The organism is Baekduia soli (assembly GCF_007970665.1).
Lineage (GTDB): Bacteria > Actinomycetota > Thermoleophilia > Solirubrobacterales > Solirubrobacteraceae > Baekduia > Baekduia soli.
The window spans coordinates 2,418,299-2,439,589 of sequence record NZ_CP042430.1 but is presented as its reverse complement, the minus strand read 5'-3'; the positions used below and the strand labels follow the sequence as shown (position 1 = coordinate 2,439,589).

At 72.1% G+C, this 21,291-nt stretch carries 16 protein-coding genes and 1 pseudogene; 5 read left to right on the top strand and 12 right to left on the bottom strand.

The window, feature by feature from the left end; genetic code table 11:
* Positions 1-196 precede the first annotated feature (196 nt).
* Together FSW04_RS11530 and FSW04_RS11525 are read right to left on the bottom strand one after the other, a co-directional pair.
* Positions 197-1,995, bottom strand: a pseudogene (locus FSW04_RS11530) (phosphoenolpyruvate carboxykinase (GTP)).
* Between the two features lie 178 nt (positions 1,996-2,173).
* Complete coding sequence (locus tag FSW04_RS11525; protein ID WP_146919341.1) at positions 2,174-2,734, bottom strand: MaoC family dehydratase; 561 nt, start codon at positions 2,732-2,734, stop codon at positions 2,174-2,176.
* Positions 2,735-2,847: 113 nt separating this feature from the next.
* On the opposite strand from FSW04_RS11525, the gene FSW04_RS11520 reads away from it, so the two are divergent.
* Positions 2,848-3,912 carry an HpcH/HpaI aldolase/citrate lyase family protein gene (locus FSW04_RS11520; RefSeq protein WP_146919339.1) on the top strand — a complete coding sequence of 355 codons (1,065 nt, stop codon included), beginning with the start codon at positions 2,848-2,850 and terminating at the stop codon, positions 3,910-3,912.
* 12 nt (positions 3,913-3,924) lie between these two features.
* Positions 3,925-4,794 carry an alpha/beta fold hydrolase gene (locus tag FSW04_RS11515; protein WP_146919337.1) on the top strand — a complete coding sequence of 290 codons (870 nt, stop codon included), beginning with the start codon at positions 3,925-3,927 and terminating at the stop codon, positions 4,792-4,794.
* A 239-nt stretch (positions 4,795-5,033) separates the two neighbouring features.
* On the opposite strand, the gene FSW04_RS11510 is transcribed toward FSW04_RS11515, so the two are convergent.
* The gene (locus FSW04_RS11510) at positions 5,034-6,158 is read right to left on the bottom strand and encodes a zinc-dependent alcohol dehydrogenase (protein ID WP_146919335.1); all 1,125 of its coding nucleotides are present in this window, start codon (positions 6,156-6,158) and stop codon (positions 5,034-5,036) included.
* A gap of 99 nt (positions 6,159-6,257) precedes the next feature.
* Here FSW04_RS11510 and FSW04_RS11505 point away from each other — a divergent pair, with 99 nt between their 5' ends.
* The 3 genes from FSW04_RS11505 to FSW04_RS11495 are packed head-to-tail and all read left to right on the top strand — an operon-like array spanning position 6,258 to position 9,709.
* Positions 6,258-7,256 (top strand): LLM class flavin-dependent oxidoreductase, encoded by a 999-nt coding sequence (locus tag FSW04_RS11505; protein ID WP_146919333.1) that lies wholly within the window; start codon positions 6,258-6,260, stop codon positions 7,254-7,256.
* Positions 7,257-7,270: 14 nt separating this feature from the next.
* The gene (locus tag FSW04_RS11500; protein ID WP_187369433.1) at positions 7,271-8,668 is read left to right on the top strand and encodes an MFS transporter; all 1,398 of its coding nucleotides are present in this window, start codon (positions 7,271-7,273) and stop codon (positions 8,666-8,668) included.
* Positions 8,669-8,710: 42 nt separating this feature from the next.
* Complete coding sequence (locus FSW04_RS11495; protein WP_146919328.1) at positions 8,711-9,709, top strand: LLM class flavin-dependent oxidoreductase; 999 nt, start codon at positions 8,711-8,713, stop codon at positions 9,707-9,709.
* A gap of 24 nt (positions 9,710-9,733) precedes the next feature.
* On the opposite strand, the gene FSW04_RS11490 is transcribed toward FSW04_RS11495, so the two are convergent.
* From FSW04_RS11490 to FSW04_RS11450, 9 genes are all read right to left on the bottom strand, one after another.
* Positions 9,734-10,888 (bottom strand): acyl-CoA dehydrogenase family protein, encoded by a 1,155-nt coding sequence (locus tag FSW04_RS11490; RefSeq protein WP_187369480.1) that lies wholly within the window; start codon positions 10,886-10,888, stop codon positions 9,734-9,736.
* Between the two features lie 110 nt (positions 10,889-10,998).
* On the bottom strand, positions 10,999-12,453 hold the full coding sequence (locus FSW04_RS11485; RefSeq protein ID WP_146919324.1) for a GAF domain-containing sensor histidine kinase: 1,455 nt from the start codon (positions 12,451-12,453) through the stop codon (positions 10,999-11,001).
* A complete protein-coding gene (locus FSW04_RS25915; RefSeq protein ID WP_187369432.1) occupies positions 12,450-12,944 on the bottom strand; it encodes a hypothetical protein in 495 nt (164 codons plus the stop codon). Before FSW04_RS25915 ends, FSW04_RS11485 begins: the two co-directional genes overlap by 4 nt.
* Entirely contained in the window at positions 12,941-13,609 is a 669-nt protein-coding gene (locus FSW04_RS11475) for a response regulator transcription factor (RefSeq protein ID WP_146919321.1), read from the bottom strand. Before FSW04_RS11475 ends, FSW04_RS25915 begins: the two co-directional genes overlap by 4 nt.
* Positions 13,610-13,729: 120 nt before the next feature.
* Positions 13,730-15,913 carry a hydantoinase B/oxoprolinase family protein gene (locus FSW04_RS11470; RefSeq protein WP_146919319.1) on the bottom strand — a complete coding sequence of 728 codons (2,184 nt, stop codon included), beginning with the start codon at positions 15,911-15,913 and terminating at the stop codon, positions 13,730-13,732.
* A 10-nt stretch (positions 15,914-15,923) separates the two neighbouring features.
* Positions 15,924-18,026, bottom strand: coding sequence for a hydantoinase/oxoprolinase family protein (locus FSW04_RS11465; protein ID WP_146919317.1), 2,103 nt, complete (start codon positions 18,024-18,026; stop codon positions 15,924-15,926).
* 81 nt (positions 18,027-18,107) lie between these two features.
* Positions 18,108-19,727 (bottom strand): class I adenylate-forming enzyme family protein, encoded by a 1,620-nt coding sequence (locus tag FSW04_RS11460; RefSeq protein ID WP_146919315.1) that lies wholly within the window; start codon positions 19,725-19,727, stop codon positions 18,108-18,110.
* 86 nt (positions 19,728-19,813) lie between these two features.
* Positions 19,814-20,854, bottom strand: coding sequence for a phosphotransferase family protein (locus FSW04_RS11455; RefSeq protein ID WP_228431160.1), 1,041 nt, complete (start codon positions 20,852-20,854; stop codon positions 19,814-19,816).
* Positions 20,851-21,264, bottom strand: coding sequence for a hypothetical protein (locus FSW04_RS11450; RefSeq protein WP_146919313.1), 414 nt, complete (start codon positions 21,262-21,264; stop codon positions 20,851-20,853). The genes FSW04_RS11455 and FSW04_RS11450 overlap by 4 nt, the downstream gene beginning before the upstream one ends.
* Positions 21,265-21,291 lie beyond the last annotated feature (27 nt).

Genomic DNA, 21,291 nt, shown 5'->3' with positions numbered 1-21,291 from the left:
CCTCCTCGTGGCCTCGGCGACGCGGTCGATGAACGAGCTCACGTCGTCGGTTGCGGCTGGGTGACGGGCTCGGCGCCCACGGCAGGACGCCCTGCGCCATGCCCAGCACAACGCGCGGGGCGAGGGGCGCGGGTGGCGGCGCCGCGGGGCACCCGGTCCGGATGCCCCGCGGGCGGCGCGGGTCGGGCTGGGGCGCCTAGGCGCCCAGGCGCTGCTCGAGCGCCTCGAACTGGGCGCGGACCGCCGCCGGCAGTTCGTCGCCGAACTTCGCGAGGTGCTCCCGGACCTGCGGCAGCTCGTCGCGCAGCGCGTCGAGGTCGACCGACAGGACCTCCTCGAGCGCCGCATCGCTGATGTCGAGGCCGTCGGTGTCGAGCTCGCCCTTCTTGGGCACGAGGCCGATCGGCGTCTCCTCGGCGTCGACCTTGCCCTCGACGCGGCGGAAGATCCACTTCAGCACGCGCGAGTTGTCGCCGAAGCCCGGCCACAGGAACTTGCCGTCGGCGCCCTTGCGGAACCAGTTGACGTAGAAGATCCGCGGCAGCCGGGCACCCTCCCGCGCCCCGATCTCGAGCCAGTGCTCGAAGTACTGGGCCATGTTGTAGCCGCAGAACGGCAGCATCGCGAATGGGTCGAAGCGCAGCTGGCCGACGGTGCCGAACGCGGCGGCCGTCTGCTCCGAGCTCATCGTCGCGCCCAGGAACACGCCGTGCTCCCAGTCGAAGGCCTCGCGCACGAGCGGCACGTTCGTCGCACGGCGGCCGCCGAACAGGAACGCGTCGATCGGCACGCCGGCCGGGTCCTGCCACTCGGCCGCCATCGACGGCACCTGCGTGGCGGGCACCGTGAAGCGCGAGTTGGGATGGGCGGCGGGATGGTCGGCCGCGGGCGTCCAGTCCTCGCCGTGCCAGTCGATCGCGTGGGCCGGCGGCTCCTTGGTCATGCCCTCCCACCACGTGCCGCCGTCGTCGGTGAGCGCCGTGTTGGTGTAGATCGCGCCCTGCTCGAGCGCGGCCATCGCGTTGGGGGAGTTGCTGTAGCCGGTGCCGGGCGCGACGCCGAAGAAGCCGGCCTCGGGGTTGATCGCGTAGAGGCGGCCGTCCTCCCCGAACTTCATCCAGGAGATGTCGTCGCCGATCGTCTCGACCTTCCAGCCCTCGATGGTCGGGACCATGAGCGCGAGGTTCGTCTTGCCGCAGGCGCTCGGGAAGGCGCCGGTGACGAACTTGACCTCGCCCTCGGGCGAGGTGAGCTTGAGGATGAGCATGTGCTCGGCCATCCAGCCCTCGTCGCGAGCCATGGCCGAGGCGATGCGCAGGGCGAAGCACTTCTTGCCGAGCAGCGCGTTGCCGCCGTAGCCCGAGCCATAGGACCAGATCTCGCGCGTCTCGGGGTAGTGGACGATGTACTTGACCTCGGCGTTGGTGGGCCAGGGCACGTCCTCCTCGCCCTCGGCCAGCGGCGCGCCGATGGAGTGCACGCAGGGCACGAACTCGCCGTCGGCCCCGAGAACGTCGAGGGCGGCCGCGCCCATGCGGGTCATGATCCGCATGGAGACCGCGACGTAGGCCGAGTCGGTGACCTGGACGCCGATGTGTGACTTGTCCGAGCCCAGGGGCCCATGGAGAAGGGCACGACGTACATCGTCCGGCCGCGCATCGAGCCCGTGAACAGGTCGTTCATCGTCGAGCGCATCTCGGCCGGGTCGCGCCAGTTGTTGGTCGGCCCGGCGTCCTGCTCCTCGGCCGAGCAGATGAACGTGCGGTCCTCGACGCGTGCGACGTCGGACGGGTCCGACCAGGCCAGGTAGCTGTTGGGCCGCTTGGCGTCGCTCAGGCGCTTGAACGTGCCTGCATCCACCAGGAGCTGGCAGAGGCGGTCGTACTCCTCCGCCGAGCCGTCACACCAGTGGATCTCATCAGGCTGCGTGAGGGCGGCGATCTCCTCCACCCACGCCGTCAACCTGACGTTCTTCGTCGGAACCGTGATGCTCATGCCACTTCCTCGTGCTCGAATTCAAAGAGGACGAGCGAAGGAGTGGTGCGGCCCGTCCGGGTGCTCATCCTGGGACGTTACCCCTTTGCCCGGCGGCGGGCGTGTCCCTGACTGGACGTTCGGATGGACTGCGCGGGCCGGGTGCGGCGCCCGCGGGCCCCGCACCCGGCGGGGCTGCTCAGTCGCCCGAGGCGGTGTGGCCGGGCTCGTCGTCGGCGGCCGCGGCGCCGTCACCGGGCGTGCGGCGGGGCACGAGCACGAGGCGCTTGAACTCGGCCACCAGGACGCCGTCCTGGTTGTAGACGCGGGTGTGGACCTTGACCGTTCCGCGGTCGGGCTTGGTCTTGGACTCGCGCTTCTCGAGGACCTCGGACTCGACGAAGAGCGTGTCGCCGTGGAAGACCGGGGCCGGGTGGCTGAGCTCGGCCGTCGACAGGTTCGCGATCGCCTTGCCCGAGACGTCGGAGACGCTCATGCCGAGCGCCAGGCTGTAGACCATCGGCCCGACGACGACGTTCTGCCCCTGCTGGCTCTTGCCCGCGTACACGTCGTTGAGGTGCAGCGGGTGGTGGTTCATGGTCAGCAGGCAGAACAGGTGGTGATCGCCCTCGGTGATGGTCTTCGCGGGCCAGTGCTTGTAGACGTCGCCCTCCTCGAACTCCTCGAGGTAGCGGCCGTAGGCGTGGGCGCCGCTGGCCTCGCGCTCGCGCTGGTCGGTGGTGAAGCCGGTGTCTGCCATCTCAGTGTCTCCTTGGGTGCCTGCCTGACGGCGGCGAAGCATGCCAGGTCGGGCCTGCACCGAGGCGCCGACGGCGACGCGGCGCCCGAGCGCGACGAATATCGTCTGGGGCCATGCGCAGCCCACGAGACTTCTACAAGCCGCTGGCCGTCGGCGCTCCCGAGCCCCTCCGCGAGATCCCCTTCCCGCCCTCGCGGATGATCCACTTCTTCGACGCCAGCAACGAGAAGATGGTGGCGCGGCTGCCCGACACGATCGCCAAGGCCGACATCGTCCTGGGCAACCTCGAGGACGCCGTCCCGGTCGACCGCAAGGAGGCCGCGCGCGACGGCCTGGTCAAGGTCGGCAAGACGATCGACCTCGGCGACACGCAGCTGTGGACGCGCGTGAACTCGCTCGAGAGCCCCTGGTTCCTGGACGACCTCACGACGCTCGTGTCCGAGATCGGCGACGTGCTCGACGTGGTCATGGTCCCCAAGATCGAGGGCCCGTGGGACATCCACTACGTCGACCGGCTGCTCGCCCAGCTCGAGGCCCGTGCCGGGCTGACCAAGCCGCTCCTCGTCCACGCGCTGCTGGAGACCGCGCAGGGCGTCGCGCACGTCGAGGAGATCGCGGCGGCCTCCCCGCGCATGCAGGGCATGAGCTTCGGCCCCGCGGACCTCGCGGCCAGCCGACGCATGAAGACCACGCGCGTCGGCGGCGGCCACCCGGGCTACCTGTCGATGTCGGACCCCGACCCGGACAACCCCGACGCGCCGCGCATCACCGCCCAGCAGGACCCGTGGCACTACTCCATCGCGCGCATGGTCGACGCCTGCACGATGAACGGGCTGCTGCCCTTCTACGGGCCGTTCGGCGACATCAAGGACGTCGCCGCCTGCGAGGCCCAGTTCCGCGCCGCCTTCCTGCTGGGGTGCGTCGGCTCGTGGTCGCTGCATCCCGTGCAGATCGACATCGCCAAGAAGGTCTTCTCCCCCGACCCCGCCGAGGTGCTCTTCGCCAAGAAGGTCATCGAGGCGATCCCCGACGGCCGCGGCGTGCACATGATCGACGGCAAGATGCAGGACGACGCCACCTGGAAGCAGTGCAAGGTCATGGTGGATCTGGCCGAGCAGCTGGCCGCCAAGGACCCGGCGCTGGCCGAGGCCTACGGCTTCGAATCCTCCGCCGCCTAGGGGAACGGGGAGATGCGCGGCGCCGGCGACCAGCCGCCCGAGCTGCCGGGCGTCCGCCACCGTTGGGTGCAGGCGCGCGGCGCGCGCTTCCACGTGGCCGAGGCCGGCGAGCAGGGCGCGCCGGCCGTCGTGCTGCTGCACGGCTGGCCCCAGCACTGGTACGAGTGGCGCGGGGCGCTGCCCGCCCTGGCGCAGGCGGGGATGCACGTCATCGCGCCGGACCTGCGCGGCTTCGGCTGGAGCGAGGCGACGCCGCGCGGCTACCGCAAGCCGGCGCTGGCCCGCGACGTGCTCGCGGTGCTCGACGCGATGGGCGTCGGGCGCTTCGCGCTCGCCGGCCACGACTGGGGCGGCTACGTCGCCTTCCTGCTCGGCCTGCACGAGCCCGAGCGCGTGTCCCGGCTCGTGCTGGTCAACACGGGCCACGGCTTCCCGCGGCGCGACCTGCGCACGCTGCGCGCCCAGGCGGGCTTCTGGTACATGCCGCTGCTCGGGACCCCGGTCCTCGGGCCCGCGCTCGTGCGCAGCGGCCTGATCAAGGCGGCGTTCCGCCGGGCGCCCGACACCGCGGCGTGGTCGCCGGACGAGCTCGACGTGTTCCTGGACCGCATCGACCCCCACGTCACCCAGCAGGTCTACGGGAGCTTCGTGTTCGGCGAGGTGCTGCCCGCGATGCTGCACCCCGACCCGCGGCGGCTGCGCATGCCGACGCTCTTCCTGCACGGCGACGCCGACAGCGCGATCCGCCCCGACTTCATCCGCGGACTCGAGGACCACGCCGACGACTACCGGCTCGAGCTGCTGCCCGGGCTCGGGCACTTCTGCATCGAGGAGGCGCCGGAGGTGGTCCTCCCGAAGCTCGTGGGGTTCCTGGCGGGGTAGGGCCGCCGGCCCCCAGAGGATCGTTCGGGCATGAATCATGCTCTGGGTCGAGCTGGGTGTCCCATGGACGCTCGATGCGACCCACGGCAGAGCGATCATCTCGGCCCGAACGACCCCCCGACGGCGACCACGAGCGGCGGCGCGACCGCCCCTGCCCCCCCTCGCCGTCCTCCGCACGCGCCGGCCCCGCCGCAGGCGCCCTGAGCGGCACGCCACGGCCGGAGCACCACGACTCCCCGCTACGGCGTCCCGTGCGGCGCGATCGCCACGTTGATCGCCGGGCGCAGTCCGTCGGTGCGGCCGGCGAGGTGGTGGATGGCCTCCTCGGCGCGCTCGAGGGGGTAGCTGGCCGTGTGGATGCGCTCGAACGGCTGCCCGCCCTCCTCCAGCAGCCGGATCGCCTGGCGGTAGGCCGGCGTGTCCACGGTGAACACCCCGCGCAGCGTGATCGACTTGTGCAGGAGCTTGTCGGAGTCCAGCGGCACGTGGGGGCCGCCCTTGACGCCGGCGACGACGATCGTCCCGCCGGGCCGGACGAAGTCCAGCGCGTCGACGATGGGCTGGACGGCCACGGGCGTGACGTCGACCGCCACGTCGGCGCCGCGGCCGCCGGTGATCTGCATGACGCGCTCGACGACGTCCTCCTCGTCGGCGACGATCGCCGCGTGCGCGCCGAGCTCGAGCGCGAAGTCGAGCTTGTCGGAGGAGCGCGCGAGGTCGGTGACGATGATCTTCGCCGCGCCCGCCGCGCGCGCGGCGATCACGCACGACAGCCCGCGCTGCCCGGCGCCGAGGACGACGATGGTGTCCCCCAGGCGCAGGTCGGACTCCGAGGTCGCCCAGCGCACGCCCGCCGCCAGCGGGTTGAACAGCACCGCGACGGAGGCCGGCATCTCCCTCGACATCTTGTGCAGCACCGTGTTGGGGTGCAGGTACAGGTACTCGGAGTAGCCGCCGAGGATCGAGGGCCGGACGTCGGTGCCCAGCAGCCCGTAGCTGTACATGCGCCCCCAGCCCGTGCACTTCGTCGTCTGCCCGGCCCGGCAGGCCTCGCAGTCCCCGCATGGGATGAGCGGCTCGACGGCGACGCGGTCGCCCTTGGCCACGCCCCAGCGGCGCGCCGCGCGCTCCCCGATCTCGTCGATGATCCCCAGCGGCTCGTGGCCCGGGATCGTCGGGCCGGTCGTCCAGCCCAGGTCGTCGAAGCGCCCGTCGTACTGCTCGATGTCGCTGCCGCAGATCCCGCACAGCTCGAGGCGCAGGATCGCGTCGTCGGGGCCGGTGGCCGGCCGCTCGAACTCGTGCACCTCGAAGGTCTGGCGATCGGTCTGGACGACGGCTCGGCTGGTGCGCGCCTTGGGCATGGTGGACCCTCCCGGAGATGGACGAGCCCGAGCGTAGACGGCGGCGCGCTGGCGGATCCGCCAACCCTCCGTGGCCCGCCGCGGTGCGATGGTGGCCCGATGAGGTTCGGCGTGATGCTGCAGCCCCGCTCCCTGGCGTCGACCCGCGCCGCGGCGATCGCCGGCGAGCGGCACGGGCTGCACTGGATCGGCGTGTGCGACTCGCCGACGGTCTACCAGGAGTCCTACCTGCACCAGGCCGAGGTCGCCCACGCCGCGCCGTCGGTCACGACCGGCCCGATGGTCAGCCACGTCGTCGTCCGCCATCCGCTCGTCGTCGGCAACGCGCTGGCCACCCTGGCCGAGCTCACCGGCGGCCGCGTGATCGGCACGCTGGCCACCGGCAACAGCGCGGCCCGCGGCCCCGGCCTCAGGCCCGCGACGATCGCCGACCTCGGGGAGGCCGTGCACGCCATCCAGGGCTACTGGCGCGGCGAGGGCGGCACGTTCAAGGGCTCGCGGATCCCCGCCACGGGCATCGCGCGCCGCGGCTGCCCGCTGCTGGTCTCGGCCGACGGCCCGAAGGCCGCCGCGCTGGCCGGCGAGGTCGGCGACGGGCTGCTCTACGGCGGCACGCTGGACCCGGAGGTCCGCCGGCGGCGACTGGCCGCCGCGCGCATCGAGGGCGACCGCCAGGCGTGGATCGCCCCGACCGTCTCCTTCGGCGAGGACCACGCGGCCGTCCGCGACGACCTGGGCCCCATGGTCGTGGCCATGGCCAACCGGGCCATGCGCGGCGACCTGTCCGAGCGCAACGTGCCCGAGGAGATCCAGGCCGACGTCCTGACGATGCGCAAGGCCTACGACTATGGCTTCCACGCCGACACGACGCGGCCGAAGAACACCTCGGTCGTCAGCGACCGGCTGGCGGGCCACCTCATCGACCACCTCTGCGTCTGGGGCGACGAGGCGCGCATGCAGGCCGCCATCGACGCCGTCGCGCAGGAGGGCTGGACCGGGATCATGTTCGTCCTGGGCCAGGCCGACCAGGTCGCCGCCGTGCACGCGCTCGGCGAGCGCCTGCGGCGCCTCGGCCACCTGAGTCCGGTCGCCGGCTGAGTCCCGCCCGTGACGTGACGACGACGACGGCCGCGCCGGTCGCCCGCCGACCGCGCGTGATCCTCGCGGTGCTGACGGTGGACGCCGTGGCCTACTCGCTGCTGCAGGCCAGCGTCACCCCCGCCGTCCCGGAGATCCAGCACAGCCTCGGCGCCACGCCGTCGGCCGCCGCCTGGGTGCTCACCGCGTTCCTGCTCACGGCGGCGATCGCCACGCCGATCGCGGGGCGCCTGGGCGACATGTACGGCAAGCGGCGGGTGCTCACCGGCGTGCTGGCCCTGCTCGCGGCCGGCATCGTCCTGGCCGCCGTCAGCCGGTCGCTGGGCCTCCTCATCGCGGCGCGCGCCCTGCAGGGCGTCGCCGGCGGCGTCTTCCCGCTGGCCTTCGGGATCGTCCGCGACGAGCTGCCCGCGGCGCGGGTCCCCTCGGGCATCGGATGGGTGTCGGCGATGCTCGGGGTGGGGACCTCGGCGGGCAACGTCGTGTCGGGCCCGGTCGTCGAGCACCTCGGCTATCGCGCGCTGTTCTGGTGCGCGCTGGGCCCCGTGCTGCTGGCGCTCATCGCCTCCGCGATCCTCGTCCCCGAGTCGCCCGTGCGCAGCCGCGTCGGGGTGGCGTGGTCCTCGGCGGCACTGCTGTGCGTGGGGCTGACCGGCCTGCTGCTGGCCATCACCCAGGGCCCGCAGTGGGGCTGGGGCTCGGCCCGGACGCTGGGGCTCTTCGCCGCCGGCGCCGCGCTGCTGGCGGCCTGGACGGCGGCCGACCTGCGCTCCCGCACGCCGCTGGTCGACATGCGCATGATGCGCCTGCCCGTCGTGTGGACCACGAACGTCGCGGGGCTGCTGCTCGCCGTCGGGATGTTCGGGGCGTTCATCGTGATCCCCCAGCTGGCGGTCATCCCGGCCGCGACGGGCTTCGGGCTGGGGACCGGGCCGACCGGCGCCGCGCTGCTGCTGCTGCCCACCGCGGTGATGATGCTGGCCACCGGCGTGGCGCTCGGGCGCCTGGAGGCGCGCTTCGGCCTGGAGAGGCTGCTCATCGCCGGCGCGGCGATCTCCGCGCTGGCCTACGCGCTGCTGGCCGTCGCCCACCACCAGGTCTGGGAGGTCGCGCTCATCGCCGCGGTCGCCGGCGTCGGCATCGGCCTGTCGCTGTCGGTCATGCCGATCCTCATCGTGGCGACCGTCGCGCCCGACCAGACGGGCGTGGCCACCGGCATGAACACGCTGACCCGCTGGGTCGGCGGCGCGTTCGGCAGCCAGGTCTCGGCCACCGTCATCGCGGCCAGCGTGACGGCCGACGGGATCCCCGCCGACGCGGGCTTCACGCAGGCCTTCGCGATCATCGCCGGGCTCCTGGTGGTCGCGACCGTCGTGTCGTTCCTCGTACCGCGGACGCGCGCACTGGCATAACCGCCCATTCCCCGGCCGCGCGGCCGATGGCATGCTGCGCGGATGAAGTTCGGGTTCATGATCCTGCCCCGGTCCCTCGAGGAGACCCGCATCGCCGCCGCGTCCGGCGAGCGGTACGGCTTCGACTGGATCAGCGTGGCCGACTCGCCGACGGTGTATCAGGAGTCCTTCCTGCACCAGCTGGAGGTGGCGCGCACGGCCCCGTCGGTCATCACGGGGCCGATGGTCAGCCACGTCGTCGTCCGCCACCCCGTCATCGTGGCCAACCTGTTCGCCACGATGACCGAGTTCACCGACGGGAAGTTCATCGGCACGGTGGCGACCGGCAACAGCGCCGCCCGTGGCCTGGGCATGAAGCCCGCGACGATCGCCGAGCTCGGCGAGGCCGTGCACGCCATCCATGGCTACTGGCGCGGCGAGGGCGGGCCCTACAAGGGCTCGCAGATCCCGCGCACGGGCATCGAGCGCCCGACCTGCCCCATCCTCGTCTCCGCCGACGGCCCGAAGGCCGCGGCGCTGGCCGGCGAGGTCGGCGACGGCATCCTGTACGGCGGCACGATGGACCCCGAGGTCCGCCGGCGCCGGCTGGCGGCCGCCCGCGTCGGCGAGGGCCGCGAGAACTGGATCGCCCCGACGGTGTCGCTGGGCGAAGACCACGACGCGGTGCGCGAGGACCTCGGCGCGATGGTCGTGGCCATGGCCAACCGCGGGCTGCGCGCCGACCTGTCCGAGCGCAACGTGCCCGACGAGATCCAGGCCGACGTTCTGGAGATGCGCAAGGCCTACGACTACGGCTTCCACGCCGACAACTCGCGCCCCAAGAACACCGGCGTCATCAGCGAACGGCTGTCGAACTACCTCATCGACACGCTGTGCGTCTGGGGCGGCGAGGCGCGCATGAAGGCGGCGATCGACGGGATCGCCGAGGACGGCTGGACCGGGATCATGTTCATCCTGGGCCAGGCCGAGCAGGCCAGCGTCGTCGACGCCCTCGGCGAGCGCCTGACCAAGCTCGGCTACCTCACGCCGGCCGCCGCCTGAGCGGCCGGTGGGCGCCGCCGGCGCTCAGTAGGAGCGCGGCAGCCCCAGCGAGTGCTGCGCGACGTAGTTGAGCACCATCTCGCGCGAGACCGGCGCGATCTTCATCAGCCGCACGATGAACCACAGGTCGGCCAGCCCGTACTCGACCGACAGGCCGTTGCCGCCGTGGGTCTGGATGGCCTGGTCCAGGCAGCGCCCCCCGGCATCGGCGGCCAGCAGCTTGGCCATGTTGGAGGCCTCCCCCGCCGGCGCGCCCGCGTCCTGCAGGACCGCCGCCTTGTAGGTCATCAGGCGCGCGGCCTCCAGCGCGATCTTCGCGTCGGCCAGCGGGTGCGCCACGCCCTGGTGGGCGCCGATGGGCCGGCCCCACACCTCGCGCTTGTTCGCGTACTCCGACGCGCGGTCCAGCGCGTAGCGCCCCACGCCGATGCAGACGGCAGCGCCGAGGATGCGCTCGGGGTTCAGCCCGTCGAACCCGGCCTGCAGCCCGGCGCCCTCGCCGCCCACGAGGCGGTCCTCGCCGACGACGACGTCGTCGAAGAACAGCGTCCACTGCTGCTCGGGCGCCTCGCTGACCGTCTCGATCGGCTGGCGCTCCAGCCCCGGAGCGTCGACGTCGACGAGGAACATGGACAGCCGGCCGCGGCCGCGCTCGTCGGCCTCGCCGGTGCGGGCCATGACGAGCATGACCTGGCTGTCCTCGACGCCGGAGATGTAGGTCTTCGTGCCACGCAGGACCCACGAGTCGCCGTCGCGCCGCGCGCGGGTGGAGATCTTGTGGGAGTTGGAGCCGGCGTCGGGCTCGGTGACGGCGAGCGCGTAATGGCCCTTGCCGGTGCCCAGCGGGCGCAGCCAGCGGTCCTTCTGCTCGGCGCTGCCGTGCAGCGACAGGATCGTGCCGGCCACGCCGGGCGAGACCATGAGCGGCAGCAGCGGGCAGCCGGCCGCGCTGACCTCCTCCTCCACCAGCGCGAGCTCGAGCAGGCCCTGGCCGCCGCCGTCGTATTCCTCGGGGATGTTGACCCCCAGGAAGCCGTGGCCGGCCAGCGCCTCCCACAGCTCGCTGGGCGGCCGGCCCTCGCGGCGCACGCGCGCGAAGTACTCGTGGCCGAATCCCCCGGCGATCTCGCGCACCGACTCGCGCAGCAGGCGGTGCTCGTCGGACTCGACCAGCGGCAGCACCGGCAGGGCGGCGGACGGGTTGATCATCGGCCCACGGTAGCCGTGCGGCCCGCGGGCGCCACTGTCGGCTACGCCAGTCGGCGTGCGGCAGCGCTGCGCGGGGCCGATCAGGCGCTCAGGCGCTGCGAGTCCAGCGGCACGCCGGCGGTGACGCGGGTGCCGCCGTGCGGGCCGTGCACGACGCGCAGCGTCCCGCCCTGCTCGCTGACGATGCGCCGCAGGGACGCCAGGCCATGGTGCGGCGCGCCGCCGTCGTCGACCCGGCCGCATCCGTCGTCGGCGACGGTGAGCACGAGCCGGTCGGGGGTCGGCACCTCGAGCGTCAGCACGACGTCGCACGGGCCGGCGTGCTTGGCCGCGTTGACCAGCGACTCGCGCGCGACCTTGACCAGCGCGTCGCTCTTGGGCCGCGGCAGGTGGCGGGCGAGCATCGGCGCGTCCTGGGCGATCTGCATCGAGACGACCATCCCGAACTCGTCCTCCACCGAGGAGACCACCGACGACAGCCGCGTCGAGATGTCGGCGGCGGGCGGGGTCGACAGGCGGTGGATGACCGTGCGGATCGCGGTGTCGCCGCGGATGAGCAGGCCGCGGGCACGTGCGATGGCCTCCGCGGCGCTGTCGTCGAGCTCGTCGCGCTGGAGGATGGCGTCGAGGCTGATCTGCGCGGCGAAGAGGATCTGGGCCACATCGTCGTGCAGGTCGTCGGCGATGCGCTGGCGCTCCTGCAGGCGGGCCAGCTCGGACCGCTGCTCCTGGTAGCGCTCGGTGGCGCGGGCCAGCGCGGCGAGGTTGGCCAGGCGCATGAGCGAGCGCCGCTCGGCCTGGGCGAACGGCTCGCCGCGGCAGCGGAAGGCGGCCAGCGTGCCCAGGCGCTGGTGCCCGAGGCGCACGGGCACGTAGAACGCCGCCTGGCCCGGATCGCCGGCCTTGCGCGGGCCGACGACGTAGGCGCGCACGCCCGGGTTGCCGCCGGCCTCCTCGAGCACGGTGGCCTCGTCGCCGTCCTGCAGGATGCCGCGCCGGGCCATGATCGCCGGGGCCTCGTCGGGGACGATGGCCAGCAGGTTGGCGTCGGTGGCCTCGCACAGCTCCTCCAGCGCGGGCACGAGGAAGCTCTGCACCCCGGCGCCGGAGGCGACGGAGACGGCGACGTCGGCGAGGATGCCCTCCAGGCGCTGCTGGCGGCGCAGGCGCAGCAGCGTCGTGGCGAGCTCGACGATGTTGGCGATGCGCGGCGCCAGGGCCATCGCGCGCTCGAGATCGTCGAGGTTGAACGGCTCGGGCTTGTTGGCGATGTGCAGCAGCCCGATGCGGTGCAGCGGCACCGACATCAGCCGCTCGATGCCGAAGATGTCGACGTAGCTCTTGCGGATGCCCGGGTCGCGCGCCGAGTCGTTGCTGATGTACGGCTGGCCCGTGTTGTAGACCCGCGCGGAGTTGCTGTTGGGGTCGAAGAGGTTGACCTGGTGGGAGGCGGCGACCTCGCCGGGTGCGCCGAACGCCCCGGGCGACATCTGCAGGATGTTGCGCTGCGGGTCGGCGACCATGACCGCCGTCATGGCCCCCCGAACACCGGGCCCAGCGCGTCGGTCACCGCGCGGCTGAGGTCCTCGAGGTTGTGGACCGACAGCACGAGGTGGTCCAGCTCGGACAGGATCTCGGACCCGTCGTGGTGGGCCGGCGGGCGCTGGGCCATCCCGAGCGCGATGGCGGCTTGGGCCGCGAAGATCCCGATGAGCTCGGGGTGCTCGAAGTCGCCGAGCGAGTGGCGCAGCGCATGGATCGCGCCGAGCCGCTCGCCCTCCAGGTTGACCTCGGCGGTCAGCACGCCCGAGAACTCGCGCGCGAGGAACGCGTCGTCGCCGTTGGCCAGAGCGCGGCCGAAGGCGCGCACGGTCCCGGGCACCAGGCCCTCCTGCTCGACGACGACGCCGTGGCCGCCGTCGGGCTCGTAGACGATGACGACCGCCTCGCTGCCCAGCGCACGGCGCGCCGCCCGCGACAGGCCGCCGAAGGCGGGCGTGGGCCGCGGCCCGGCGGCGGGGATCATGCCTCGTGCGATGCCATCCCGGCCTCGCTGGCCGGGGCGATGAAGCCGGTGCGGATCGCCTTGGCGATCAGCTCGGTCTTCGTGCGCGCCTCGAACTTCGACTTGAGCTTCTGTACGTGGAACCGGACCGTGGACTCGGAGATGAACAGGCGGCTGCCGATCTCCTGGTTCGTGAAGCCCTGGGCCGCGAGCTCGAGCACGCGCTCCTGCTGCGGCGTGGGCGTCGCCCCGGTCATACGGCTCGTGACCAGCGCGTGGAGCTGGCGCACGATCTGCAGGCCGGCGGCGGCGTCGGGCACCGGCTCGCCGTCCATCACGCGCTCGATGGCCGCGGTCAGCTCGGGCAGGCCGGCCGCCTTGGTGACGTAGGCCACGGCCCCGGCCTCGAGGGCACCGCGGACGGTCTCCTCGCTCAGGTACGTCGTGAGGATGATCACCGAAGTGCCGGGGAAGTCCCGGACCAGCTCACGCGTGAGATCCTCGCCGCGCATGTCGGGCAGGCGCAGGTCGACGAGGGCGATGTCCGGCAGCGTCTGGCGGACGCGGCGCAGCGCCTCCTTGCCCGAGCCCGCCTCGGCCACCACTTCGATTCGCGGGTCGCACGACAATGCGGCCCTGACCCCTTCGCGCACGATCTCGTGATCGTCCACGATCATGATCCGCATGGCACTCTCTCCTCCTACCGCGCGGTCGACAACGGAGAGGGACCATACAGCGCACCGGGCGGGCACGCCAGTGGCGCGCCCGCCCGTTCGGTCGGCTTCTTCAGACCTTCATCTCCGCCCTCAGGCGGTGGCGGCCGCCTTCAGCGCTGAGGCCGCCGGGAGCGTCTCGAGATCCTCGGTGGCGACGTCGACCCCGAGGCTCGCCGCGCACCCCGGGCAGAAGTACTCGCGCATGTGCACGCGCGGGCTCTCCTTGCGGTCGCGGACGATCATGCCGAGCTCGTCGTAGCGCTCGGCGATCGGGTGCTCGGACAGGACCGCGCCCTCGCGCCAGTTGCCGTCGGCGTCGGCCAGCCGCTCCTGGCAGGACGTGCACGTCCAGCCCCCGTCGACCCGCGCGAGCGAGATGCCCGGGCTCGGGGGCGTCGCGGCCTCCTTGGCCGGGTCGGCGCCGATCCGCTCGCGGCGGATCTCGGCACGGCGCGCCGCGGTCTTCTCGGCATCGGCCTCGCCGGCGTCGTTGAGCACCACGCCGTAGATCGTGTGGGCGTGCTCGGCGGTGACGTAGCCCGAGACGATGTCCTTGGCCACGAGCTCGGGTGCCCGCAGCAGCGGGTCGCCCAGGCCGGCGCCGCCGCCCGCGGTGGCGACGAACACGTCACCGCGCTCGAGGACGATGTGCGTCAGCTTGGAGCGCACGACCTCGGTGCGGCCGTCAAGCGCCTGACGGGTCGGCATGCTGCCGGCCGCGATGAGCTCCTCGACGTTGGAGGCGCGCACGGGGAAGAACGTCCCCGCGCAGCCGGGGTAGCCGCCGCCGACGCCGTGCGGCGGCACCTGGGCGCACGCGTTGAAGCACGGCCCCGCCATCACGTCGGAGTAGTGGATCGCGTAGGCCTGGTCGAGCGACTGGCCGCCGCGGTACTGGCCGGGGCCGCCGGAGTTGGCCACCAGGCGCCGCCACAGGAAGAGCACCGGGTCGGCGCCCTCGTGGTTCTCGACGTCGGGGATGCCGCCACCGGTGGTGCAGGTCAGCCCGTAGGCGTCCTGGCCGTCGTTGATCGTCTGCGCGCCGCCGCCGGAGCCGATGGCGTTGTCGGGGTAGAAGATGACCGACACGCCGCCGTGCTGGTTGTTGCCGAACAGCGCGTTGCCCGGGAAGCCGTCCTGGTGCTGGCCGGAGATGCGGCTGCGCAGGATGGGATCGTCGCTGAGCGCCATGGCCTGGCAGAGCACGTCCTTGGCCAGCTTGCAGGCGCGCATGCCGACCTCGGAGTGCGCGTTGCTGACCGGGGCCGGCGGCACCGAGTTGACGATCGTGCCGGGCTCGCCGATGTCGACGGTGATGGGACGCCACAGGCCGCCGTTGACCGGCAGGTCGCCGTAGACCAGGATCGTCATCAGGCCGGTCATCGCCTGACCGAACATCGGGCCCATCGTCGAGTTGACGAACGCGTCGATCTGCGGGACGCCGGTGTAGAAGAACCGCAGGTCGGTCCCGTCGACCTCCAGGCGGCAGCGCAGCTCCAGCAGCCGGTCGGGGCCGTCGTGGCCGTCGAACTCGTTCCAGTCGACGGCCTCGTAGACGCCGTCGGGGATCTTGGCGATCCGCTCGCGCAGCACCTGCTCGCTGAGGTCCTTGTTGATCTCGCAGTACTGGCGATGGGCCTCGAGGCCGAACTCGTCGATGATCTGGGTGAGCTTGACCGTCGCCGTGTTGTTCGACGCGACCATGGAGCGGATGTCGTTGAGCACGGCACCCGGCGCGCGGACGTTGGCCGCGATGTAGTGCTCCCACTCGGGGTCGATCGCGCCGTCGCGGATGATCCGGATCGGCGGGAAGCGCATGCCCTCCTGCCACACGTCGTGCGCCCCCGGGGCGTAGCCCGAGATGCCCACCCCGCCCACGTCCAGGACGTGCATGTTGGCGAAGGACCAGCCCAGGTGCTCGCCCTTGTAGAAGGTCGGCATGATGATCGACACGTCACCCTGGTGCATGGCACCGCCGGTGTGCGGGTCGTTGACCACCCAGCCGTCACCCGGCTTGAGGTCGACGCCGCCCCTGACCAGGTCGGCGATCACCTCGGTCCCGATGAGCGACGAGCCCACGTGGAACAGCACGTAGGAGCTGAACCCGAGGTGCTCGGGCTTGGTGTCCATCAGGCACGTCGAGAAGTCCTTGGACTCCGTGACGATCGGCGACCCCGAGGTGCGCACCAGGGTGATCGCCATCTCGTCGGTCAGGTTCTTCAGCGCCTTCCGGTGGACCTCGGCGGCGATGACGTCGTAGTCGGCAGTGCTCATGATGGCTCCCTCAGCGCGTCAGGACGTAGTTCATGTATGCGTCTCGCTCCGCCCGGGTACCCGGCGGCAGGTAGACCGTCGTGTCGACGGCGTCGATGATCGCAGGCCCCTCGACCTTGCTGCCGACCTCGAAGGCGGCGTCGTCGATGATCGGCACCTCGTCGAGGTGGCGCTCGGTGGGCAGGAAGACCTGCCGCGTCTCGCGCACCGGGACGGCATGCGTGCCGTTGCCGCTGACCGCGACGCCCATCTCGGGCCGGTCCTGGCGCCCGATGACCGTGACGCTGTAGTTGATGAGCGAGGCCGGCACGCCCTTCCACGCCGTGCCCTCGCCGTAGGTCCGCTCGTAGGTGGCCAGGAAGTCGTCGAACACCTGACCGGCGTCGTCGCTGTTCAGCGTGCGGGCGGGCATCGGCAGCGTCAGCTCGTAGGCCTGGCCGTGGAACCGGACGTCGGCCGTGCGCTGGACCTCGATCTGCTCGCGCGGGAAGCCCTCGGACTCCATCTGCGCGATCGCCTCGGCGACCATGCGCTCGGCGATGGCGTTGACCCGGTCCACGCCCTCGGGCTTGGACAGGTCCCAGCCCACGCCCTGGTCGAAGCGCATGACGTAGTCCGAGCTCAGCAGGCCCAGCGCGCAGAAGACCGAGCTGTTGCGCGGGATGACGATCGTCCCGATGTTCAGGCGCTCGGCGATCTGCGACGCGAACAGCGGCAGCGTGCCGCCGTAGGCCAGGAACAGGAACTCGCGCGGGTCGTGGCCCTTGCCGACCGAGACCTCGCGCACCGCGTTGGCCATGTTGACCACAACGAGGTCGTGCATGGCCGCCGCCGACTCCTCCGTCGACCAGCCGAAGCGCTCGCCGAAGACGCGGTCGAGCACCTCACGGGACTTCTCGGGCTTGAGCTTGACGCGGCCGCCGAGGTAGTTGTCGGGATCGATGAACCCGAGCGTGACCATGGCGTCGGTGACCGTGGGCTGCTCGCCCCCGCGGTCCAGCGCGGCCGGGCCCGGGGTCGAGCCGGCGCTGTGCGGGCCGACCTGCGGCACGCCGCGCTCGCTGACCCAGCCGATGGAGCCGCCGCCGGCGCCGACCGAGACCACGTCGACGATGTTGACGCCCGTCATGAACGGGCCGAGCTGGAGGTTCTTGTCGATGTGGATCTCGTTGTCGACGATGATCCCGGTGTCGAAGCTCGTGCCGCCCATGTCGCCGAGCAGGACGCGCTTCTTGCCCATGCGCTTGGCCAGCTCGTTGGAGCCGATGGCCCCCGCGGCCGGGCCGGAGCCCAGCAGGCCGAGCGGGTACTCGCGCGCCTTCTCGAGGCTGATGCCGCCGCCCAGGCCCTGGAAGAAGGCGAGGCCGCCGGTCAGGCCGGCCGTGCGCAGCTTCTCGTTGAGCGAGGTCAGGTAGACGTCGGCGCTGGCCTGCACGAACGAGTTGAGCACCGCGGTCGTCCAGCGGCGCGTCTCGCCCTCCACGGGGAACACCCCGTGCGACATCGTCACGAAGAGGTCGGGGTAGATCTCCTTGATCGCGTCGCGGGCCGCGACCTCGTGGGCCGTGTTGGCGTGGCTCCACAGGAAGCAGATCGACAGCGCGTCGACGCCGACCTCCTCGACGAGGTGCTTGGCCTGCGCCTTGACCTGCTCGACGTCGAGCGGGACGAGCACGGCGCCCGACCAGTCGATGCGCTCGTCGATGTCCGCGATGGCCTGGCGGTCGACGAGGTCGGGGACGTTGAGCTGGAGGTGGTCGTCGATCTCCGTCGTCCGCGGGCCGCCGGCGAGGCGGAAGGCGTCGCCGAAGCCGTTCGTGATGAGAACGCCGACGCGCGAGCCGCGCAGCTGCGTGATCGCGTTGGTGACGACGGTGGTGCCGTTGATGAAGAGCTGGGTCCGCGCCAGCAGGTCCTCCATCGACAGCCCGTAGGTCTTGGCCGCGACCCCGACGGCCTCGAGCACCCCGCGGCTGAAGTCGTCGTACGTCGTCAGGGCCTTGCCGCGCTCGACGCGGCCCTCGTAGATCACCGACACGTCGGTGTGGGTGCCGCCGACGTCGACGCCGATGAAGGCCTGCCCGCCGCTTCCGTTGGTGCCGCTCTCAGTCATGGGTCTCCTCGAAACAAGGTCTTTGCCGCATCGTCCACTCTGTCCAGCCCCGTCGGACGGGGCAACTGTCCTATCCGCCAGTCACCCGGAGGGGGAGGGCAGCGCGGTGGTCTCGGGCCGCGCGAACCGCTCGCGCAGGATGAACTTCTTGGCCTTGCCGGCCGACGTGCGCGGGATCTCCTCGACGACCTGCACGGACGTCGGCTTCTTGTAGCTCGCCAGCCGCTGCGTGCAGAACGCGATGAGGTCCTGCTCGTCGACGGTGGCCCCGGGCGCCGCCTCGACGACCGCGCACACCGTCTCGCCCCACTTCTCGTGGGGCAGGCCGATGACCGCGGCGTCGGCCACCGACGGGTGCTCGCACAGCACGTCCTCGATCTCGTGCGGGAACACGTTCATCCCGCCGCTGATGATCATGTCGCCCTTGCGGCCCGAGATGTAGAGGTGGCCGTCCTCGTCGACGTGACCCATGTCGCCCGTATGCAGCCAGTCGTCGACGATGAGGCGGTCGGTGGCCTCCGGGTCGTCCCAGTAGCCCGCGGTGACCGTGGGCGCGCGGACCAGGACCTCGCCGTCGATGCCGGTCGGCACGTCCAGGCCCTCTGGGTCCACGAGGCGGATCTCGACGTTGAGCGAGGGCTGGCCGGCCGAGCCGGGCTTGGAGCGCGCGTGGTCAGGCCGGACGTAGGTGACCGACCCGCCGCCCTCCGTGAGGCCGTAGACCTGGATGAAGTCGGTGTGGGGCCACGCCTCCTGGGAGCTCTCGGTCGTGGCGACCGAGACGGGCTGGCCGCCGCACATGATCATCTGCAGCGCACCGAGGTCGTGGTCGGCCAGGTCGGGCAGCCGCAGGATCTCGTACAACATCGTCGGCACCCAGAGGATGTGGGTGATCCGGTGCCGGGCGACGTAGCGCACCACCTCGCCGGCGTCGAAGCCGCTGGAGGGCTTGATGTGCACGGTCCCGCCCACCTGCAGGATCGCCCAGGTGAAGTCGTGGCGGGCGCCGATGTAATACAGGTCGATCAGCGCGTAGCTGCTGTGCTGCGGGCCCAGCATGAAGTCGGTGGCCTGTTGCAGCGCGTTGAAGATGACGGTGCCGTTGGTCCACACCACGCCCTTGGGCTGGCCCGTCGTGCCCGAGGTGAAGATGATCTCGTGCGGGTCGTCCAGCCGCCCGGTGCGCGTCGGGCGCTCGGCCGACGCCGAGCCGATCACCTCCTCGTAGTTGAGGTCGCCGGGTGCGCCGTCGAAGGCGATGACCGTGCGCAGGTTGGGGACCTCGCCGGCGCGGCGCAGCGCGAGGATCGTGGCCAGGAACCGCTCCTCGACGAAGATCGCGCGGGCCTGGGACCGGCGCAGGAGGTTGGCCAGCTCGCCGTCGCGCAGCCGCCAGTTCAATGGCACCATGATGGCCCGGGCGCCCGCGATGCCCGCCTCGACCTCCATGAACTCCAGGCGGTTGGCGCTGAGCACGGCGACCCGGTCGAACTCGTCGATGCCCAGGCCGATGAGCGCGTTGGCGACGCGGCGCGCGGCCACGCGCAGCTCGCCGTAGGTGCGCGACGCGTCCTCGAAGACGATCGCGGGCTTGTCGAGGTCCAGGCCGTCGCGCTCGAGCAGCTGCGACAGGGTGAGGGAGTTCCAGCGCGATGCCCGCGTGAGATCCAACTTGACCTTCGCAGCATCGAGATCCGTCATGCGACCCTCCCCATCTTCCGTACGCGGCGCGAGAATGACACCCCGCTCCGCGCCGTGGTACTGGCGCTAGCGCCAGTGGTCACGGGTCACCAGGCCATGATCCCGGCGAGATCCTGGCGCAGGCCGGGCAGCACGAAGCGCGCCCAGGCCATGCGGATGTCGGTCGTCTCACGGCGCGAGTACACGCGGATCCCCGTCGTCATGATCGCGAAGAGCATGAGCGCGCCGAGGGCGCTGAACGTGCGCACGGCCTCGAGGTCGACGGGCTGCCCCGTCAGCTCGCCGTAGCGCTCGTAGAACCACGTCCGGTCGGCCACCGCGGCCAGCAGGTCGGATCCCGGCGTCGTGAACTTGCCGGCGTGGTAGTCCAGCGCCATGTACCCGAGATCGAAGCGCGGGTCGCCGACGTAGGAGAGCTCCCAGTCCAGGATGCCCGACACGCGGCCGTCCTCGATGAGGCAGTTGCCGATGCGGTAGTCGCCGTGGACCAGGCAGGCCGGCACGGGGTCGGGCTCGCGGCTGCGCACCCAGGCGTAGGCCTCCTCGATCACGGGATCGCGGACCAGGCGCATCTCCTGGTAGACGCCCTGCCAGTGGTCGACCGTCGCGGTGAAGTCGCGCACGATGCTCGCCTGCGCGGCGCGCCCGGGATCGATGCGGTGGATCGCGGCCAGGTACGCGACGAAGTCGGTCGCGATGCCGCGGCCGCCCTCCCAGTCCTCGTGCAGCTGGCGGCGGTCGCGGCCCCGCCAGACGTTGACGGCGTGGCCCACGAGGCGGTCCATCACGAAGTAGGGCCCGTCGAACGGGGTGTCCTCGGAGGGCTCGTAGCCGTGGACGGCGGGCGAGGGCAGCGGCTCGTCGACGAGCAGCTCGAAGGTCCGGAACTCCTGGCCCAGGTCGGTGTCCAGCGTCGACGCGCGCGGCCGCGCGCGCAGGATGTAGGCGCGCTCGGTGCCGTCGCCGTGCCGCACGCGCGCGGCATAGGAGTGGCGCGACCAGCCGCCCTCGAGCTGCTCGAGGTACGTGACGCGCGACGCGTCGTCGGCCGAGCCGACCGAGCGCATCGTCGCCAGCATCGCCTCCGCCTTGGCGGCGTCGATGCCCTCGTGGTCCTCGGCGCTCACGCCTCGTCCTCCTCGGGGGAGCGCGCGAGCGCCGCCACCTCCTCGTCGACCATGCGCCGCAGCACGCCGTGCACGGCGGTGCGCGTGGGGTCCTGCGCCGGCAGCTCGGCGAGCAGGTCGACCAGCACGTCGCCGACCTCGACGCCGTCGGCGGCGGCGGCGATGCGCCGGCGCGCCTCGCTGACGGCGGGCCGCAGGTCGGCGGCCAGCACGTCGTCCAGCCCGGCCTGCGTGGAGGCCAGCAGGGCCGGCGCGGCCCGCTGCTCGGAGGCCAGCAGGCGCGTCACGCTGAAGGCCGAGAGCAGGACGCTGCGCTCGTAGTCCTCCGGCGGGCCCTGGAGGTCGGCGGCCATGCGCAGCATGCGCCCCACCCCCACGAGCAGCTCATCGGATCTCAATGCGTTGAACACCGGCCTCCATCAGACCGGGCGACGGTG